Here is a 19,246-nt window from a genome sequence, read left to right on the forward strand (position 1 = left end):
GGTTCCGGTCGGTCTTCCTCGCAAGGCAAAGGAAAAGTAATGTGACGGCATGGTCACATTAGGTGAGAGTTTCGACGCGGGTTTCTGGGCCGATCCGCACGGTACGTACGAGGTGCTGCGGCGGGACGAGCCCGTCCGCACCGTCGTCACTCCGGACGGTCTTCGGGTGTGGGTGGTGAGCCGGTACGACGGTGTCCGGCAGGTTCTCACCGACCCCCGGCTCGGGAAGGACGCGATGGCGGTCGGGGAGCTGTTCCGGCGCAACACCGCGCCGGGGCGGCCTCCCCGGACGGTCGGCCGGAAGACCGCCGGGCACATGCTGAACAGCGATCCGCCGGCCCACACCCGGCTGCGGGCCCTCGTGTCGAAGGCGTTCACCCCCGGCCGGATCAGCGCGCTGCTCCCCCGCACCGAGGCTCTCTCCGCCTCCCTCCTGGACGCCCTCGCGGACCGCGCGGAGATCGACCTGATCGGCGACTACGCGTTCCCCCTCTCCATCACGGTGATGTGCGAACTCCTGGGTCTCCCGGAGGGCGAGCGGGACGCGTTCGGCGGCTGGACCCGGGACTACAACGCGACCGGCGCCCCGGAGACGGTGAGCGCGGCGGCCGGGCACATCACGGCGTACCTCACCGGCCTGATCGCCGCGAAACGCCGGGCCCTCGGTGACGACCTCCTCTCCGCGCTCCTCGCCGACGACCGCCTCTCCGGCGAGGAACTCGTCGCGATGGTGTTCCTCCTGCTCAGCGCGGGCCACGAGACGACGGTCAACCTCGTGGCGAACGGCATGCGCGCCCTGCTCACGCACCCGGCCGAACTCAAGAAACTCCGCGAGGACCCGGCACTGATCCCGACGGCCGTGGAGGAGTTCCTCAGGTACGACGGCCCGGTGAACCTCTCGACGTACCGGTACACGAAGGAGCCGGTCACCGTCGGGGGTGTCGAGATCCCGGCCGGTGAACTGGTCCTGGCGGCCGTCACCTCCGCCAACCGCGACGCCGCGCGCTTCACCGACCCCGACGGCCTGGACGTCACCCGCGCCCCCAACCGGCACGTCTCCTTCGGCGCCGGCCTCCACTACTGCCTCGGCGCACCGCTGGCCCGCCAGGAGGCCCGCGTCGCCTTCCGCGACCTGCTGCGCCGCTACGACCGGCTCGAACCGGCCGTCCCGCTCACCGAGTTGACGTACCGTCAGAGTTTGCTGATGCGCGGCCCGGAGTCCCTGCCGCTGCGCGTACGGGGCACCGCGTGACGGAGACATCCGGCACCTCCCGAGCCGACGACCAGGAGTCATCCATGACCGGTTGGACAGGGACCACCCGCCGCCAGGCCCTCACGGGAGCCGCCGCCCTGGGGGTGACGGGCCTCGCCGCGCCGCAAGCCCAAGCCGCCGACTTCCGCCCCGGCCGCCCCCTCCTCATCCGTGGCGCCACCGTCGTGACGATGGACCGCGGCATCCTCCCCGACACGGACGTCCTGGTCGAGGGCACCCGCATCGCCGCGATCGGCAGACACCTCACCGCCCCCGCGACGGTGATCGAGGCGGACGGCGGCCTGCTGATACCGGGGTTCGTCGACACGCACCGGCACATGTGGCAGACCTCGCTGCGGGGCGTCGGGGCGGACTGGACGCTGGGGAACTACTACACGTGGATGATCACGAAGTGGGGCCCGCTCTTCCGCCCGGAGGACGTCTACGCGGCCAACCACCTCGGCATGGTCGAGGCGGTGAACGACGGCGTCACGACGGTCACCGACTGGTCGCACAACTCCCGTACCCCGGAGCACGCGGAGGCGGCCGTGGACGCGCTGTTCTCGGTCCCGGGCCGGGCGAGGTACGCGTACGGCAACTCCTTCGCGCCCGACCTGGGCTGGGTGACGGACGGCCGGGTGGACCGGCTGATCCGGGAGCGGTTCTCCGGCCGCCCGGATCAACTGGTCACCCTCCAGCTCGCGTTGGACGTGGCGGATACGGAGGACGGCCGCCGGGCGCTGCGCTTCGCGCGGGACCGGAACCTGCCGGTGACCTCGCACGCGGGCGTGTTCGGCTTCTCCGGCGACGAACAGGTGCGGTTCCTGGACGAGTTCGGGGCGCTGTCGCCGTCGTACACGCTGGTCCACGGGGGTTCGCTGGGCGACGACGCGTACCGCAGGATCGCCGCGCGCGGCGCGTACCTGTCGGTCGCGGCGGAGAGCGAGTCGAGCGCGGGGCAGGGGTATCCGCCCACCGGGAAGGCGCGGGAGTTCGGGATCCCGGTGTCGCTGTCGATGGACACGGTCGTGTGGTGGAGCGGGGACATGTTCTCGGCGATGCGCTCGACGCTGAGCGCGGACCGGGCGCTGGCGCATCTGCGGGCGCACGAGGCGGGTCACGCTCTCGCGGACAACGCGCTGCGGGCCGCCGACGTCCTGGAGTACGCGACGCTGGGCGGTGCGCGGGCGCTGGGCCTCGACTCGCTGATCGGGTCGGTGACGGTGGGCAAGCGGGCCGATCTGGTGCTGCTGCGCACGGACACGGTGGCGATGACGCCCGTGCACAACCCGGCGGGGCACCTGGTGTTCCAGGCGGGCCGGGGTGACGTCGACACGGTCCTGGTGGACGGGCGGGTCCTCAAGCACCGGGGCGAGCTGATCGGGGTGGATCTGCGGCGGGCGCGGCGGCTGGCGGCGGAGTCGTTCGGGTATCTGCGGTCGCGGATCCCGGACGCGGAATGGGAGGCCGCGATGAAGACCGGGTGAACGGATCGTGAGCCATGATGGGCGCCCGGCGGCCTGCTGCACATAAGTCGCTGTCGAGTCCGTCAGGTTGTTGCGAAAAGTTCGCGTCAAGAACGATCGCCTCTCGGGGCCGCGCCGCTCTCCGGGACCGGCCCCGAGCTGCGGGAATGCTGGATTCCGCTACTCAATCCCCCACGCCGGGTGAAACCCGTCACCCTTGACCCAAGGTCGCCCGGCGCACAAACCTCGGTGTCGCACGGCGTACCGATATGCGTTTACGGGGGTTCCATGAACGACCGCCGCATCCCTGACACCCGTCTCAGCGGCCGGATATCAGCAGCACCCAGCGATTTGCTGCACCGGGAAATCCTGGAACCTCAGTTCCGGTACGAGGCGGAACACCTTCTGCCCTGGTACGTGACCATCGAGAAAGTCCTCGCCCTCGAATACGGGCGGATGGGTCTGATCGAAAAGGACGACGTCCGGCGTATCGGCTCTCTGCTCGACGAAATCACCGCGGACGGGCTGCGGGCGGACCCCGAGGCGAATTACTCGGACATCGCCTTCGCCGTGGAGCGCCAGGTCGAGCAGCGCCTCGACCCGGCCGTCCCGCGCTGGCACGTGGACCGCAGCCGCAACGACCTCCAGGCGTGCGCCCAGCTCCTCTTCGGGCGGAGCCAGGTGCTGCGGGCCGCCGAGGCGCTGAGCGTGTTCGGCCGCTCGGCGCACCGGCTCGCGGCGGCCCACACGGACACCCCGATGCCCGGCTACACGCACCTCCAGTCCGCGCAGATCATCACCCCGGGCTTCTATCTGGCGGCGCTCACGGACCGGGTGCTGCACGCCATGGACCGGCTCCTGGCCGCCTACCGGGGCATCGACCTGTGCCCGCTGGGCGCCGGCGCGATGGCGGGCCAGGAGATCCCCTGGGACCGCGCGGAGATGGCCCGCCTGCTCGGCTTCCGGGCGGCGAACCCGCACGCCCTGACGGCGGTCGCGTCACGGGACTGGGCGGTGGAGGTCACCGCGGAACTGTCGCTGGCGGCGACCTGGCTGGGGCGTTTCTGCACCGACCTGATGGCCTGGGGCAGCTCCGAGTACGGCCTGATCGAGCTGCCCGACGCCCTGTCCGGGATCTCCTCGGCGATGCCGCAGAAGAAGAACTACCCGGTCCTGGAGCGGATCCGGGGCAGGACCGCCCACCTGGTCTCGCTGCACCTGGACGCCGTGCTCGGGCAGCGCAACACCTCGTACTCCAACAGCGTCGAGGTGTCGAAGGAGGCCGGCACCCACGTCCTCGCGTCGTTCGACACGCTGTGCTCGACCCTGGAGCTGTTCACCACGGTCCTGGACCATCTGAGCTTCCGCGAGGACCGCGCGCTGGCCCTGTGCGAGCGGGAGTTCCTCGGCGGCTTCTCCCTGGCGAACCTGCTCACCCTCGACGAGGGGGTGCCGTGGCGGCGCGCTCAGGTCGTCGCGGGGCAGTTCATCACGGCCTGCGTGGAGAAGGGTCTGACACCCCGGCAGGCCGACCCGGAGCTGCTGCGGGCCGTGGCCCTCCAGAACGGCTTCGAGCTGAGCCGGCCCGAGCACCTCGTCGCCGAGTCCTTCGACGTCCGCCGGGGCCTGCTGCGCAAGTGCTCGCCGGGCTCCGCCCACCCGGACGCCGTCCGCGCGCTGCTGGCGGAGCAGGCCGCGCGGTTCGACGCCCTCGACGAGGAGCGGTCCGCGTACGGGGCGACGGTGGACGCCGCCCTGGCCCGCACCGACGGGCTGCTGGGCCTCGGGGACGCGAAGGACGGCGAGCGGTGAGCGCCGACGAGACGACCCTGGAGCGCGGGACGGCGACCGGCACGGGCCGGGCCCACGGCACCTTCGGCGAGCTGCTGCAAGGGGTCCTCGCCGAGAACGGCCTCGACTTCCTCGTCACCTTCCCCGTCTCCCTCTCCTCCCGCGCCGACTTCCACCTCGTCGAGGGCGCCGGGGAGGTCACCGTCCGGCCCCCGCACAAGCGCAAGGCGCAGGCGCTGGCCCGGCGCATCCTGCGCGACCACCAGGTCGCCGGGGGCGGGCTGCTGACCCTGATCAGCTCGATCCCCGAGGGGAAGGGCCTGGCCAGCTCGTCCGCCGACCTGGTGGCGACCGCCCACGCCGTGGGGGACGCGCTCGGCGTGCGGTTCACGGAGAGCGAGATCGAGACGCTGCTGCGGGACGTGGAGCCCTCGGACGGCGTCATGTACGAGGGCGTCGTCGCCTTCTACCACCGGCAGGTCCGGCTGAAGGAGCGGCTGGGTTTCCTGCCGCCGCTGACGATCGTCGCGCACGACATCGGCGGAACCGTCGACACGGTCCTCTTCAACCGGTCCCCGAAGCCGTTCGACGCGGCCGACCGCGAGGAATACAGCGGGCTGCTCGACGAGTTGCGGGAGGCGCTGCTCCACGGCGACCTGGAAACGGTCGGAAAAGTGTCCACGCGCAGTGCCCGCAAGAACGCGAAGATCGTCACCCGTGACCATGCCGACGACATCCTGCGCATTTGCCACGAGGTCGAGGGACTCGGTCTCGTGCTGGCCCACAGCGGAACGAATCTCGGCATTCTGCTGCGCGACGACGTCAGCGATCACCAGGACCGGCTGGCCCATGCCAGAAAGTCCTGCGAGGCGCTTCCCGGTTCCGTCTCGCTCTACCGGTCGATGGGGCCGGACAGTTACCGCGCCGGCGGCGAATAAACCGGCAGAACACACCGAACGCGATATTGCCCGGGGGATTTTCCTGTGAAGTTCGACAGCGTGGTCGACGCGATCGGCCGTACTCCTCTGGTGCGCCTGCGGACAGCGGCGCCCGGAGTCGAGGTCTACGCCAAGCTGGAGCTCCAGAACCTGTTCGCGATGAAGGACCGGGTCGCCCGGTCCATGCTCCTGGAGGCCCGCCGCACCGGCGTGCTGCGCGAGGGCGCCCCGATCGTGGAGAGCTCGTCGGGCACGATGGCGCTCGGGGTGGCGCTGGTGGGGACCGCGCTCGGGCACCCGGTGCACATCGTCACCGACCCCCGGATCGACGCCATCACCCTGGCGAAGCTGCGGGCGCTCGGCTGCGAGGTGCACGTGGTGGCGGCCATGACCAGCCACGGCTGGCAGAGCGCCCGCCTGGAGGAGCTGGAGCGGCTGATGGCCGGTCTGCCCGGCGCGTTCTGGCCGCAGCAGTACAGCAACCCCGACAACCCGGGCGCCTACCGGCTGCTCGCCGAGGAGATCGAGGACGACCTCGGCGCGGTGGACGTGCTGGTCGGCTCGGTCGGCAGCGGCGGTTCGCTGTGCGGGACGGCCCGCGCGCTGCGGCGGACCCGGCCGGGGCTGCGGGTGGTGGGCGTCGACTCGGTCGGCAGCGTCCTGTTCGGGCAGCCGGACGTGCCGGGCCGGCTGCAGAGCGGGCTCGGCAACAGCCTCCTGCCGAAGAACCTGGACCGCCGCCTCGTCGACGAGGTGCACTGGCTCAACGACCGCGAGGCGTTCGAGTCGACGCGCGCGCTGGCCCGGGAGCAGCAGGTGTTCGGGGGCAACACGTCCGGCTCGGTGTACCGGGTCCTGATGCACCTGGCGGCCCAGGCGGAGCCGGGCACCCGGATCGTGGGCATCCTGCCCGACCGGGGCGACCGGTACGCCGACACGATCTACGACGACGGGTTCTGGGAGCGCAAGGAGCTGGCCGCGCTGGAGGCGCGCGAGGCCCCTGACTCCGTACCGCTGGACCGGGTCGTGCGCGGCTGGTCGGTGGCCGCGCTGCGCGAGGAGCCCGAACCGCCGGGCGGTCACCTGCTGTTCGTGGAGTCCAACACCACCGGCACCGGCATGCTGGCGCTGTCCGTGGCCCGCCGGCTGGGCTTCGAACCGGTGCTGCTGACCAGCTCCCCGGACCGGTACGCGGGGCTGGACGCGGCCGGCTGCCGGGTCCTCGTCTGCGACACCAACTCCCAGGCGGAGCTGCGCCGCACGATCCAGGACACGTTCCGCCGCGACGAGCTGGCCGGGGTGACGACGACCAGCGACTTCTACGTCCCCGCCGTCGCCGGGCTGACGACCTGGCTGGGCATGCCCGGCAACCGGGCCGACGCGGTCGCCGTGTGCCGCGACAAGGCGCTGCTGCGGGAGCGGCTGCGCGAACACGGCGTGGCGCAGCCCGGGTTCGTCGCCGTCACCGACGCCGCCGAGGTGCCCGCAGCGGTGGCGTCGGTGGGGCTGCCCTGTGTCGTCAAGCCCGCCGACGACTCGGGGTCGAACAACGTGCTGCTGTGCCACACCGAGGAGGAGGCGCTCGCGCAGGCCCGCGCGATCCTCGGGATCCGCTTCAACATGCGCGGTATGCCGACGTCCGGGACCGTGCTGGTCGAACAGTACGTCGACGCGCCCGAGTTCAGCGTCGAGATGTTCACCTGGGACGGCGAGACCCGCTGCGTCGGGATCACCGGGAAGAGCGTGACGGGGCTGCCGCACTTCGTGGAGTACCGGCACGTGTTCCCCGCCCCGCTCTCCCCCGGCGACGCCGCCGCCGTCGAGGACGTCGTACGCCGGGCCGTGACGGCGGCCGGGATCACGCTGGGCGCGACCCACACCGAGGTGCGGCTCACCGACGGCGGGCCGGTGGTCATCGAGATCAACCCGCGGCTCGCCGGGGGCATGATCCCCGAGCTGGTCCAGCTCGCCACCGGCGTCCAGTTGCTGGAGCAGCAGGTGCGGGTCGCGGCGGGGCTGCCGCTCGAGCCCGTGCGCGAGTCGGTCCGGCACGCCGGCATCCGCTTCCTGCTCGCGGACCGGCCCGGGAAGCTCGCCGCGCTGACCGGCACCGACGAGGCGCTCGCCATCGCCGGCGTCGACCGGGTCACCGTCACCGCCCGCCCGGGCGCCGAGGTGCGCCCGCCCCGCAACGCCTACGACCGCCTGGGCCACGTCATCGCCCACGGCGACACCCCCGAGCAGGTCACCAAGATCCTGGCCGAGGCAGTCGGCCGTACGACCGTCGTCCTGGAGGGCGACGACGCCACAGAGGGGCACCCCCAGTGATCGAGCTGCGCAGCGACACCTTCACCCTGCCCACCCGCGAGATGCTCCGGGCGATGGGCGAGGCACCCCTCGGGGACGACGTCTACGGCGAGGACCCCACCACCAACCGCCTGGAGGAGCTGGCCGCCACCACCCTGGGCAAGGAGGCGGCCTGCCTCCTGCCGAGCGGCACCATGGCCAACCTCGCCTCGATCATGGCGCACGCGCCGCGCGGCACGAAGGTGCTGGTCGGCGACGAGAGCGACATCTACGTCTACGAGGCGGGCGGCGCCTCCGTCGCGGGCGGCCTCGTCTACGAGCCGGTCCCCACCCAGCCGGACGGCCGGCTCCTGCTCACCGACCTCGCGAAGGGCTTCCCCGACGACCCCGGCGACCCGCAGTTCGCGCTGCCCGCGCTGATCTGCCTGGAGAACACCCACAACCGCTCCGGCGGCAGCGTCCTGCCCCTCGGCTACCTCGCCGACGTACGCCGGTTCGCCGACGAGCGCGGCGTGCCCGTCCACCTCGACGGCGCCCGCCTCTTCAACGCGGCCGTCGGCGCGGGCGTCCCCGTCGCGGACCTCGCCCGGTACGCGGACTCCGTACAGTTCTGCCTCTCCAAGGGCCTGTCCGCGCCCATCGGCTCGATGGCCGTCGGGACGGCGGAGTTCATCGGCCGGGTGCGCCGGATCCGGAAGCTGCTCGGCGGCGGGATGCGGCAGACCGGGGTGATCGCGGCGGCCGGGATCCTCGCCATCGAGAACGCCGGCCGGCTCGCGGAGGACCACCGCAACGCGGAACGGCTCGCCGCCGGGCTCGCGAAGATCGACGGCATCGACGTCCTGCCCGCCGGGACGCGGACGAACATCGTCATGTTCCGGGTCACCGACCCCCGGTTCACCTGGCGGACGTTCGCGGCGGCCGCGTCCGAACACGGGTTGGCGATCGCGGAGTTGGGGCACGGGCGGCTGCGGGCGGTGACGCATCGCGGGGTGAGCGAGAAGGACGTCGACAAGGCGGTCGAGATCGTGGCGCGTGTGCTGGGGGAAGCGGGTGCCGGTCGCCATGCCTGAGTTCCCCACGCTGCCCGCCGCGCTCTCCCACTGGGCGGCCGTACGGCCCGACGACACCGCGTACGTCTTCGCCCGGGGCGACGCCGACCACACCGTCACCTACCGGGAGCTGGAGCGCTCCGCGCTGACCGTCGCCGCGTTCCTGCGGACGACCGCGCGGCCCGGCGACCGCGTCCTGCTCCTGCTGCCGCCCGGCCTCGACTACCTGACCGCGTTCCTCGGCTGCCTGTACGCCGGGACGGTCGCCGTGCCGCTGTACCCGCCGCGCCCCGGCGCGAAGCTCGACCGGATCGAGGCGGTCGTCCGCGACTGCCGCCCCACCCACGCGCTCACCGTCGACCTGCTCCTGGAGCACCTCCGGTCCGCCGCCGAGGGACTGCGCCTGCACAGCGTCGAGGAGATCAGGGCGGCCGGGCACACCGCGCCGATCACCCTGCCCGGCGCCGGCGACCTCGCGTTCCTCCAGTACACGTCCGGCTCGACCGGCACCCCCAAGGGCGTCATGGTCGGCCACGGCCACCTCGCCGAGAACGACCGGGCCATCGCGGCCGGTTTCGGGGTCCGCGCCGACGACGTCATCCTCAGCTGGCTGCCGCTCTACCACGACATGGGGCTCATCGGTACGGCCCTGCTGCCGCTGTACCTGGGCGTACGGGCCGTGCTGCTCGACACGTTCGCGTTCATCCACGACCCGCTGAGCTGGCCCGAGGCGATCGACCGGTACCGGGCGACCTGCTCCGGCGGCCCCAACTTCGCCTACCAGCTCCTCGCCGACCGCCACGACCCCGACCGCCTCGCCGGCCTCGACCTCTCCACCTGGCGCATCGCCTTCAACGGTGCCGAGCCGATCATCCCGGCCACCCTGGAGCACTTCGCCGGCCTGTACGGCCCCCACGGCTTCGACCGCGGCGCCCTGTACCCGTGCTACGGGCTGGCGGAGGCCACCCTGTTCGTGTCCGGCGCGCAGCCCATGGCCGGGTACGAGGCCCTGGCCCTGGACCGGCGCGGCGTCGAGAGCGGCAGGCTGGAGACGGCGGCCCCGGACGACCCCGACCGGCTGGACGTCGTCTCCTGCGGGCGGGCCGCCGTCGGCACGGAGATCGTCATCCGCTCGACGGACGGACACGCCCTGCCCGACGGGGAGATCGGCGAGATCTGCGTACGCGGGCCCGGTGTCGCGGGCGGCTACTGGGAGCGGCCCGAGGCGTCCGAGGAGACCTTCCGCGCACGCGTCGAGGGCCGGGCGGGGACCTTCCTGCGCACCGGCGACCTCGGCGCGCTGCGCGACGGGCAGCTCTATCCCGTCGGCCGCGGCAAGGACCTGATCATCGTCGCCGGGCGCAACTTCTACCCGTACGACGTCGAGAACCTCGCCTCCGCCGCCTCCGACGACCTGCGCCGGGGCAGCGCGGCGGCGTTCCAGCCCGACCCGTCCGCACCCCGCGTGGTCCTCGTCGCCGAGGCCGCGCGGAGCGCCGTGTCCCGGCTGCGGTCGTCCCCGGAGGCGGTGGCGGCGCTGGGTGCGGCGGTACGACGCCGGGTGGGGGCCGAGTGCGGGCTCGACCTGGCCGACGTGGTGCTCGTCTACCCCGGGTCGATCCCCAAGACGTCCAGCGGGAAGATACGGCGGGCGGAGACGCGCCAGCGGTTCCTGGACGGGCGGTTGAGGGTGCTCGGTACGTCGAGCACGGGGAACCCCACGGCACCGGGCGGTGCCTCCGCCCTCCGGTCACCGGGCCGGACCGAGCCGCCCGCCCATCCGGCACCGGGCCAGACCGGCTCCCCCGCCGTTCCGGCACCAGGCCGGGCCGACGGCTCCGCCCTCCCGGTGCCGGACCGGACCGGCTCCCCCGCCGCCCCGGGTCAGGTGCCCCCGGCCCCGGGCTCCGGTCCCGAGCCCGTCCGCTCTCTGCTGGCCCGCCTCGTCGCCGCCCACGCGGGTGCCGAGCCCGGCGCTGAGGACTACGCGCTGCCGCTGGCCGCCCTGGGCCTGGACTCGCTGAAGCTGGTCGCCCTGCGCGGGGGCATCGAGCGGCACTCCGGGCGGCGCCTGGACACCGGGCTGTTCTACGGCGACCGCTCGCTCGACGACATCGCGGAGGCGCTCGACCGGGCGCCGGACCTGAACGCCGGGAAGCCGGCCGCCGACCTCACCGGCCTGTCGGGCCGCACCGACCCGGCCGGGCTCACCGCCGAGGCCGACCCCGCCGGGGCTGCCCCGGGCGGCCCCGGCGGCCTCTCCACCGGAGCCGGTCCCGCCGACCCCGCAGGCCCCTCCGCCGGAGCCGACCCCGCCGGCACCGCCCCTTCCGCCGAGACCGGCACCGGTGTCCACCCGGCGACCGATGGTCAGGTCCAGTTCCAGTTCCGGCACGAGCTGCTCGCCGAGGACACCGCGCACAACCTCCCCGTCGCCCTGCGCATCGGCCGCCGCCTGGACCCTGCCCGCATCCGCGCCGCGCTCACCGCCGTCACCGCGCGGCACGCGGCGCTGCGGACGACGCTGGGCGAGCCGGGCAGCGGGACCCAGGTCGTGCACGAACCGGGCGCGCTGCCGCTGGACTTCACGCACTGGGAGACCGGCACCGAGCCCGAGGACGCCCTCGCCGGGGGCGCTCGCCGCGACAGCGACCTCCCCGACCTGGCCCGTCTGGAAGGCGTCGCCCACCGCCGCTTCGACCTCACCCGAGGCCCCCTCGTCCGCGCCGCCGCCCTCACCTCCCCCGACGCCACCACCCTCCTCCTCACAGCGCACCACGCGATCGTCGACTACTGGTCCCTCCGCATCGTCCTGGCCGAACTCCTCGCCGACCTGCTGGACATCGACCTCCCCACCCCCACCGACGCCCCGAGCGCCACGGAGTGGAACCGCCACCGCGCCCGCGAAACGACCACCGCCGAGGCCCGTATCACCGAAGCCGCCGAGAAGTGGCGCCCCCTCCGCGACCACCTCCTCTTCCCGGCGAACCAGGCAACACCGGCAGCACCGGCAACACCGGCTGCCCCGGCGACCCCGGCCGCCCGCCCGGCCCCCCGCCGCCGCACCCCCGCCTCCCTCCTCGACTTCGCCGTGGACGCACCCCCGGTGTACGAGGACGCCAAGGCCCACGGCCACACCCCCTTCACCCTCCTCGCCGCAGCCTGGCTCCGCGCCCTCCACGAGGTGACCGGCGAGGACCGCGTCGTCATCGGCACCCCCTACCACCACCGCGACGACTGGCGTTTCGCGGGAACCGTCGGCTGCCTGGTCGACATGGTCCCGCTGCTCGGCGACTTCACCGCCGCCCCCGACGACCTCCGCGCCCGCACGGCACGGGAGGTCCGAGAAGCCCAGCGGAACGCGGTCGTCCCCTTCGCCCGCCTGGTCCGCGAGATCGAACCCCCTAGGCACGGCCAGAACCCCTTGTTCCAGGCGACGTTGACGTTCCAGCAGTCCGCCGACGGCCTGCTGGGCGACGGTTTCGCGATCCCCTGGAGCCGCGCCCGCCAGACCCTGGACGGCGTCGAGGTGGCGGCCGTCGACGTCCCGCCCCGCGACACGGCGTTCGCGGTGAGCCTGTACGGCGCCCGGGACGGCGACCGCCTGGTGTTCCGCCTCGAACACCAGGAGCACCTGGTCCCGCCCGAGACCGCCGCGCGGCTGCGCGACGCGTTCCGGGAGGCCCTGGCCGAGCTGACCGCACCCCTGACCCGTACCGCAGCAGCCGGAGGCCGACATGGCTGACATGAAGGAGAAGACTGTGCCGACCTCGCCTCTGGCCGGAGTGGACAGCCTCGTCGAGGGCTTCGCCGCCGCCGTCCGCGCGCACGGCGACCGCACCGCCGTACGCTGCGGCGACGAGACGCTGACCTACCGGGACCTGGACGCGCGGGCCCGTTCCCTGGCCGCCGCGATCACCGCCCAGGGGGCGGACCCGAAGCGCCCGGTGGGGATCCTCCTGGAGCGCTCCGCCGACATGGTGGCCGCCGCCCTGGCCGCCCTGTGGACGGGTTCCTCGTACGTCCCCCTGGACCCGGCGACCCCGGCCGCCCGCCTGGAGCTGATCCTCGACGACGCCGCGCCGTCGGTGGTCGTCACCACCCGGGAGCTGGCCAAGAGCCTGCCCGGCGAGGTGACCGCCGTCCCCGTGGACGCCCCGCTGCCGGCCCCCCTGACCGGCGCCCCGGCGCCCGCGCACCGGGACACCCGCGCGTACGTCATCTTCACGTCCGGCACGACGGGCCGCCCCAAGGGCGTCGAGGTGTCGCACGGCAACGTCCTGCGCCTGTTCACGACCACCGAGTCCCTCTACGGCTTCGGCCCCGACGACGTGTGGACGCTGTTCCACTCGTTCGCCTTCGACTTCTCCGTGTGGGAGATGTGGGGCCCGCTGCTGTACGGCGGCAGCGTGGTCGTCGTCCCCCGGGAGGCCGCCCAGGACCCGCGCGCGCTACGGCAGTTGCTCGCCGAGGAGCGGGTGACCGTCCTGAACCAGACGCCGACGGCCTTCCGTCAGCTCGTCGCCGAGGACACCCGGCACGAGGACCGGCTCCCGCTGCGGCACGTCGTGTTCGGCGGCGAGGCCCTGCACTTCTCGGACCTGGCCCGCTGGGTCGCCAAGCACGGCGACGAGAGCCCGGCCCTGGTGAACATGTACGGCATCACCGAGACGACCGTCCACGCCTCCCACCGCCGGGTCCGCGCCACCGACCTCAAGGACGGCCGTTCGCTGATCGGCCGCCCCCTGCCCGACCTGGACTTCACGCTGGTCGACGACGAACTGGCCCCGGTGGCGCAGGGCGAGACCGGGGAGATCCTGGTGACCGGCCCCGGCGTGGCGCTCGGCTACCTCGGCCGCCCCGACCTCACGCGGGAGCGGTTCGTGGAGCTGCCCGGCGTCGGGCGCGCGTACCGCTCCGGCGACCTGGCGAGGCTCACCGAGGACGGGGAGTACGCCTACGAGGGCCGCAAGGACGGCCAGGTGAAGATCCGGGGGTTCCGGATCGAGCTGGGCGAGATCCAGGCGGTCCTGAACGACGTGCCGGGGGTGGCGCAGGCGACGGTGGTCGTGACCAGGCCGCAGGAGTCCGCCGGGCCCGTGGTCAAGGAGGCCGAGCCGTCGCTGCGGATCACCGACGTCCGGGACCTGGTGCGCGGGGGTCCGCGCGGCCGGGTGAGCCGCGCCGACGGGCCGCGCATCGTGGCGTACGTCGTGCCCGGTGAGGGACTGGACGCCGGTGAGCTGTTCGAGCGGCTGCGGGGGCGCCTTCCGGCGTACATGATCCCTGCGTTCGTGATGCCCGTGGACGCGATCCCGCTCAACCACAACGGCAAGGTCGACCAGGGGCGGCTGCCCGCGCCGACCGTGGCCGGCAGCCTGCGCGAGCCTGCCCCGGACACCGCGCCGGCCGCCGGTTCCGACGAGGTCGCGGAAGCCATCAGCGGCGTGTACGGCGACGTCCTCGGTGTGAGCGGCGTCGGCCCGGACGACTCCTTCTTCGGCGTGGGCGGTGACTCGATCCTGGCGCTGAAGCTGCGGGCCGAGGCCCTCAAGCTCGGCATCTCCCTGGAGCTGGGCGACATCTACGCCCTCCAGACGCCCCGCGCGCTGGCCGCCGTCGCCGGACGGGCCACGGAGAGCGAACAGCAGCCGCCGACCGTGCCGTTCAGCCTGCTGGAGCCGGCCGACCGCGAGGCGGTGCGGGCGCTGGACGTCGAGGACGCCTACCCGGTGGGCACGCTCCAGGCCGGGCTGCTCTTCCACAGCGCGTACGAGGCCGACGTGAACATGTACTGCGACATCTTCATGTTCCGGCTGCGCGGCGGCGCCTACGACGGCGAGGCGATGCGGCGGGCCGTCGCGCGGGTGGTGGAGCGGCACGACATCCTGCGGACGTCGTTCCACTTCTCCGGCTACACACGGCCCCTCCAGCTCGTGCACCGCACGGCCGCCGCGCCACTGACCGTCACCGACCTGCGCGACCTGCCGCCCCAGGAGCAGGAGGCGCGGCTGGACGCCTGGCAGCGGGCGGAGCGGCTCGTCCCGTACGACTGGGCGAAGCCGCCGCTGCTCCGGTTCGCCGTCCAGCTGCTGGACGAGGGCGAGTTCCTGTTCGCGATGAGCTTCCACGACGCGCTCCTCGACGGCTGGAGCGAGTCGTCGCTGATCACGGAGGTGCTGTCCGACTACTGGGCGCTGCGCGAGAACCCGGACCTGCCGCCCGCCCCGCGCACCGCACGGCGCTACGCCGACTACGTCGCCCTGGAGCGGCAGGCCCTCGACGACGCCGGGACCGGCAACTTCTGGGCGAAGGAGCTGGCCGACCCGGAGCCGACGCTCCTGCCGCGCCTGGCGGACGGCCCCTCGGACACCCACCAGGGCACGATGGGCTTCCTCGCCGTGCCGGTCGACCCGGAGCTGTCGGACGCGCTGGACGACCTGGCCCGCGACCACGGCGTCTCCCTCAAGCACGTCCTGCTGGCCGTGCACGCGCGCGTCCTGTCGGTCCTCACGGCCCGCGACCGGGTGCTGCTCGGCGTCGAGTCCAACGGCCGCTTCGAGGGCGAGGGCGGCGCCGACGTGCTGGGCGTCCATCTCAACGTGGTGCCCTACCTGCTGACCGGCCGGGGCCTGGCCTGGCGGGACCTGATCCGGGCGGCCTTCGACAAGGAGAACGAGCTCCTGCCGGTACGCCGCTACCCGTACGCGGAACTCCAACGCCTGTGCGGGGCCCGCGAGTTGACGGACATCAGCTTCAACTACACGCACTTCCACAGCTACGGGAAGCTCGCCGAGGCGACCCGCTTCGAGGTGCTGGACGCGAAGGCGTACATCCAGACCCACTTCACCCTGCGCACCGAGTTCAACAAGGACCCCTTCACGAAACTCCTCTCGCTGGACCTGGAGGCCAACGTCCAGCGGGTCACCGAGGACCAGCTCCGCACTATCGGCGCCCTCTACCGCAACGCCCTCGCCCACGTCGCCTCCCATCCGCACGCGATCCCCGCCCAGCGGGAGCTGCTGGGCGAGGAGCAGTGGACCCGCCTGGTGGAGGCGGCCGGACCGGCGGCGGCCCCGCTGTCGGCGCCGGGGGTGCTGACCCGGTTCGCGCAGGCGGCTCAGCGGTACGCCGACGACATCGCCGTGCGGTACGAGGACCAGACGCTGACCTACCGCGAACTGGCCGCGCGCGTGGGCGCGTTCGCCGGTCACCTGCACGGGCTGGGGGTGCGGCCCGGCGAGGTGGTGGCGCTGGGTGCCGTACGCGGCATCGGCCACCTGACGGCCGTCCTCGCGATCCTGCGCGTCGGCGCGGTGTACCTGCCGCTGCCGGAGGGGCCCGTACGCCGCGTGTCGTCGGTGCTGCGCACGAGCGCGGCCAAGACCGTGCTGTGCGACGCGACTTACCGGCCCGCCGTCACGGAGGAGGTGCGTGTGCTGGACCTGGCGCAGGCCCTCGCCGACGCCGAGAAGGCGGTGCCCTACGACGGTCCCGTGCCCGGGGGCCGGGACGCGGCGTACGTGATCTTCACGTCGGGGTCGACCGGGGAGCCCAAGGGGGCGCTGCTGCGGCACGACGGGATGCTGAACCACATCGAGGCGAAACTCGGCGACCTGGGGATCGGCCCCGGCGACCGGGTGTCCCAGGACGCGGCGGCCACCTTCGACATCTCGGTGTGGCAGCTCCTGGCGCCGCTCCTGGTCGGCGCGACGACCGTGATCTACCCGGACGGCGTCAGCCAGGACCCGCCCCGGCTGCTGCGCGCGGTCGCCGAGGACGGCATCACGGTGCTTGAGGTGTCGCCGTCCGTGCTGAGCGTCTTCAGCTCGGAACTCGCCTACCACGGCGTCGAGTCGTTCCCCCCGTTCGCGCTGCGCTGGGTCGTCTCCAGCGGCGAGACCCTGACGCCCCGCTGCGCGAACGCGTTCCGGCGCGAGCTGCCGCGGGTGCGGCTGCTGAACATGTGGGGCGCGACGGAGGTGTCCGACGACTGCACCCACTTCGAGCTGGCCGGCGAGGCCGACGAGCGGGCGGCGTCGGTGCCGGTGGGCCGGGCGATACGCAATGCCAAGGTGTACGTCCTGGACGCGGACCGCGAGCCGGTGCCGGCCGGCACGCCGGGCGAGCTGTACGTCGGCGGGCTGTGCGTGGGCGGCGGCTATGTGAACGACCCGGAGCGGACGGCGGCGGCGTTCGTCCCCGACCCCTTCGCCGGCGACCCGTCGGTGCTCGCCTACCGGACCGGCGACTGGGGTCGCCAACTGGCCGACGGGACCTTCGAGTTCATCGGCCGGATCGACAGCCAGCTGAAGATCCGGGGCCACCGGATCGAACTCGGCGAGGTGCGGCGGGCGTTCGCGGGTCTCGGGGAGCTTCAGGAGAGCGCCGTCATCGTCCGGGAGTCGGAGAGCGACGGCAAGCAGCTCGTCGGCTTCTTCGTGCCCCGGGCGGCCGAGAACACCGGCGAGGGCGCGGAGGTCCGTCGTGTCGAGGTCGGCCTGTCCGCGCTGCGCGAGCGGCTCGGCGAGGTGCTGCCCCGCTACGCCGTCCCCGACCACCTGGTCCGCCTCGACGGGCTGCCGCGCACCCCGCACGGCAAGGTGGACACGAAGGCGCTGGCCGCCTGGGACCTGACGGCGGCGGCCGAGGGCGCCGAGGAGGCGGGCGAGCCGGCGACGCCGACCGAGCGGGCGGTCGTCGAGGTGTGGGCGGGCGTCCTGAACCGCAGGCCCTCTCCGACGACGCACTTCTTCGAGGCGGGCGGCCACTCCCTGCACGCCACGCAGGTCATGGCACGGCTCAGGGACCGTTTCGGCCAGGATCTGCCGCTGCGTCTGCTGTTCGAGAACCCGACGCCGCGCGCGCTCGCCGCCCGCCTCGACGAGGAGGCCGCCCAGGACGCGCCCGCGCCCGTAGCCCTGAGCATCCCGCCCCGCCCCACGGGCACGGTCTCCTTCCCGCTGACGGCGGGACAGGCCAGCCTGTGGTTCCTGCACCAGGTCGACCCCGACGACCGGGCCTACGACAACACGTCGCTGCTGCGCCTGTCGGGCCCCCTCGACGTGGACGCGCTGCGTACGGCCGTGGACCTGCTGGCCGAGCGGCACGAGATCCTCTCGGTCCGCTTCGGCGCCCGCGACGGCGTCCCCCACCAGGCCCCGGACCCGGCGGCACGCATCAGCCTGGGCGTCGAGGAGACCGAGGGCGTCGACGACCCCGAGGAGTACGTCCGGCGCGAGGCCCTGGCCCAGCGCTTCGACCTGACGCGCGGCCCTCTGGTCGTGGCCCGCCTCTACCGCTTCTCCCCCACCGAGCACATCCTGCGCTGGAGCAGCCACCACACCGTCTCCGACGGCTGGTCCACGGACGTCGCGGTCCGGGAGATCACCGAGGCGTACCAGGCGATCCTGGCGGGCCGCCCCGCCGATCTGCCCGCGCTGCCGGTGCAGTACGGCGACTACGCCCTGTGGCAGCGGGAGTTCCTCGCGACGCGGGCCGCCGGGGAAGTGGCGTTCTGGCGGGCCTACCTGGACGGCTGCTCGGGCGACCTGGCGCTGACGACCGACGTGGAGCGCACGGAGGGCCGTTCGCGGGCGGCCGGGCACCTCACGACGTCCTGGGGTGCCGAAACGGCGGAGCGGGTACGGGAGTTCGCCGCCGCGCACGGCAGTACGCCGTTCATGGTGTTCCACACGGCGGTCGCGGCCGTCATGTCCCGGTTCGCGCAGCAGCCGGATCTGGTGCTGGGCGCGGCGGTCGCCGGGCGGGACCTGCCGCAGACGCAGGGGCTGATCGGGTTCTTCGCCAACACCCTGCCGTTCCGCTACCGCGTCGAGCCGGGCCGCAGCGCGGCCGATCTGCTGCGGGAGGTGACGGCGAGCGCGCTGGAGGCGCTGGAGCACCAGCACCTGCCGTTCCAGGAGATCGTGCGGGTCTCGGGCGCCGAGCGGCGGCCGGACACCTCGCCGCTGGTGCAGGTCCTGGTGACGGTGGACAACTTCCCCCTCGACCTGGACCGGGTCCCGGGCCTGGTCGGCTCGCTGGTCCAAGTGCCGCCCGCGACGGCCCAGTTCGACCTGTCGTTCCGGTTCACGGAGGACGGAAGCCTGACCCTCCAGTACGACGCCTCCCTGTTCACCGGCGACACCGCCGCCCGGCTGCTGCGGGCCGTGGAGTCGATGCTCGCGGGCCTGCTGGCGGACCCGGACGGCGACCCGCACCGCGTCCCGCTGACCGACACCGCCGACCGGGAGGCGCTCACCCGGATCTGGCACGAGGTCAGCGGTGAACGCCTCGACTTCGCCGACCCGGACGAGGCCGCATCGGTGGCCGGCTCCCCGCACTGGGAGGAGTTCCTCGGCCGCCTCGACGCCGCCGGTCTGCTCCCGGCCCTGCTGCTCGCCTTCTGACGGACCCGGAGAATCCGATGAACCCCCC

Annotated in this window: 8 protein-coding genes; all 8 read left to right on the forward strand. The window is 73.4% G+C overall.

Translation table 11 applies throughout. The features are described from left to right. Positions 1-49: 49 nt before the first annotated feature. Complete coding sequence (locus tag ACLZOT_RS23825) at positions 50-1,252, forward strand: cytochrome P450 family protein (protein ID WP_416971063.1); 1,203 nt, start codon at positions 50-52, stop codon at positions 1,250-1,252. Between the two features lie 44 nt (positions 1,253-1,296). Further along, on the forward strand, positions 1,297-2,739 hold the full coding sequence (locus ACLZOT_RS23830; RefSeq protein ID WP_416971064.1) for an amidohydrolase family protein: 1,443 nt from the start codon (positions 1,297-1,299) through the stop codon (positions 2,737-2,739). A gap of 267 nt (positions 2,740-3,006) precedes the next feature. After that, positions 3,007-4,530, forward strand: a complete 1,524-nt coding sequence (locus ACLZOT_RS23835; protein WP_416971065.1) for an argininosuccinate lyase — start codon at positions 3,007-3,009, stop codon at positions 4,528-4,530. Then, complete coding sequence (locus ACLZOT_RS23840; protein ID WP_416971066.1) at positions 4,527-5,447, forward strand: kinase; 921 nt, start codon at positions 4,527-4,529, stop codon at positions 5,445-5,447. Before ACLZOT_RS23835 ends, ACLZOT_RS23840 begins: the two co-directional genes overlap by 4 nt. Before the next feature lie 45 nt (positions 5,448-5,492). Continuing rightward, complete coding sequence (locus tag ACLZOT_RS23845) at positions 5,493-7,775, forward strand: pyridoxal-phosphate dependent enzyme (protein WP_416971067.1); 2,283 nt, start codon at positions 5,493-5,495, stop codon at positions 7,773-7,775. Continuing rightward, positions 7,772-8,827: a GntG family PLP-dependent aldolase gene (locus ACLZOT_RS23850; RefSeq protein ID WP_416971068.1), complete on the forward strand. Its 1,056-nt coding sequence runs from the start codon at positions 7,772-7,774 to the stop codon at positions 8,825-8,827. Before ACLZOT_RS23845 ends, ACLZOT_RS23850 begins: the two co-directional genes overlap by 4 nt. After that, on the forward strand, positions 8,820-12,551 hold the full coding sequence (locus ACLZOT_RS23855; protein ID WP_416971069.1) for an AMP-binding protein: 3,732 nt from the start codon (positions 8,820-8,822) through the stop codon (positions 12,549-12,551). Before ACLZOT_RS23850 ends, ACLZOT_RS23855 begins: the two co-directional genes overlap by 8 nt. Next, on the forward strand, positions 12,544-19,218 hold the full coding sequence (locus ACLZOT_RS23860) for an amino acid adenylation domain-containing protein (protein ID WP_416971070.1): 6,675 nt from the start codon (positions 12,544-12,546) through the stop codon (positions 19,216-19,218). The genes ACLZOT_RS23855 and ACLZOT_RS23860 overlap by 8 nt, the downstream gene beginning before the upstream one ends. Positions 19,219-19,246 lie beyond the last annotated feature (28 nt).

It is taken from the genome of Streptomyces sp. 4F14 (genome assembly GCF_048159485.1).
Taxonomy (GTDB): domain Bacteria; phylum Actinomycetota; class Actinomycetes; order Streptomycetales; family Streptomycetaceae; genus Streptomyces.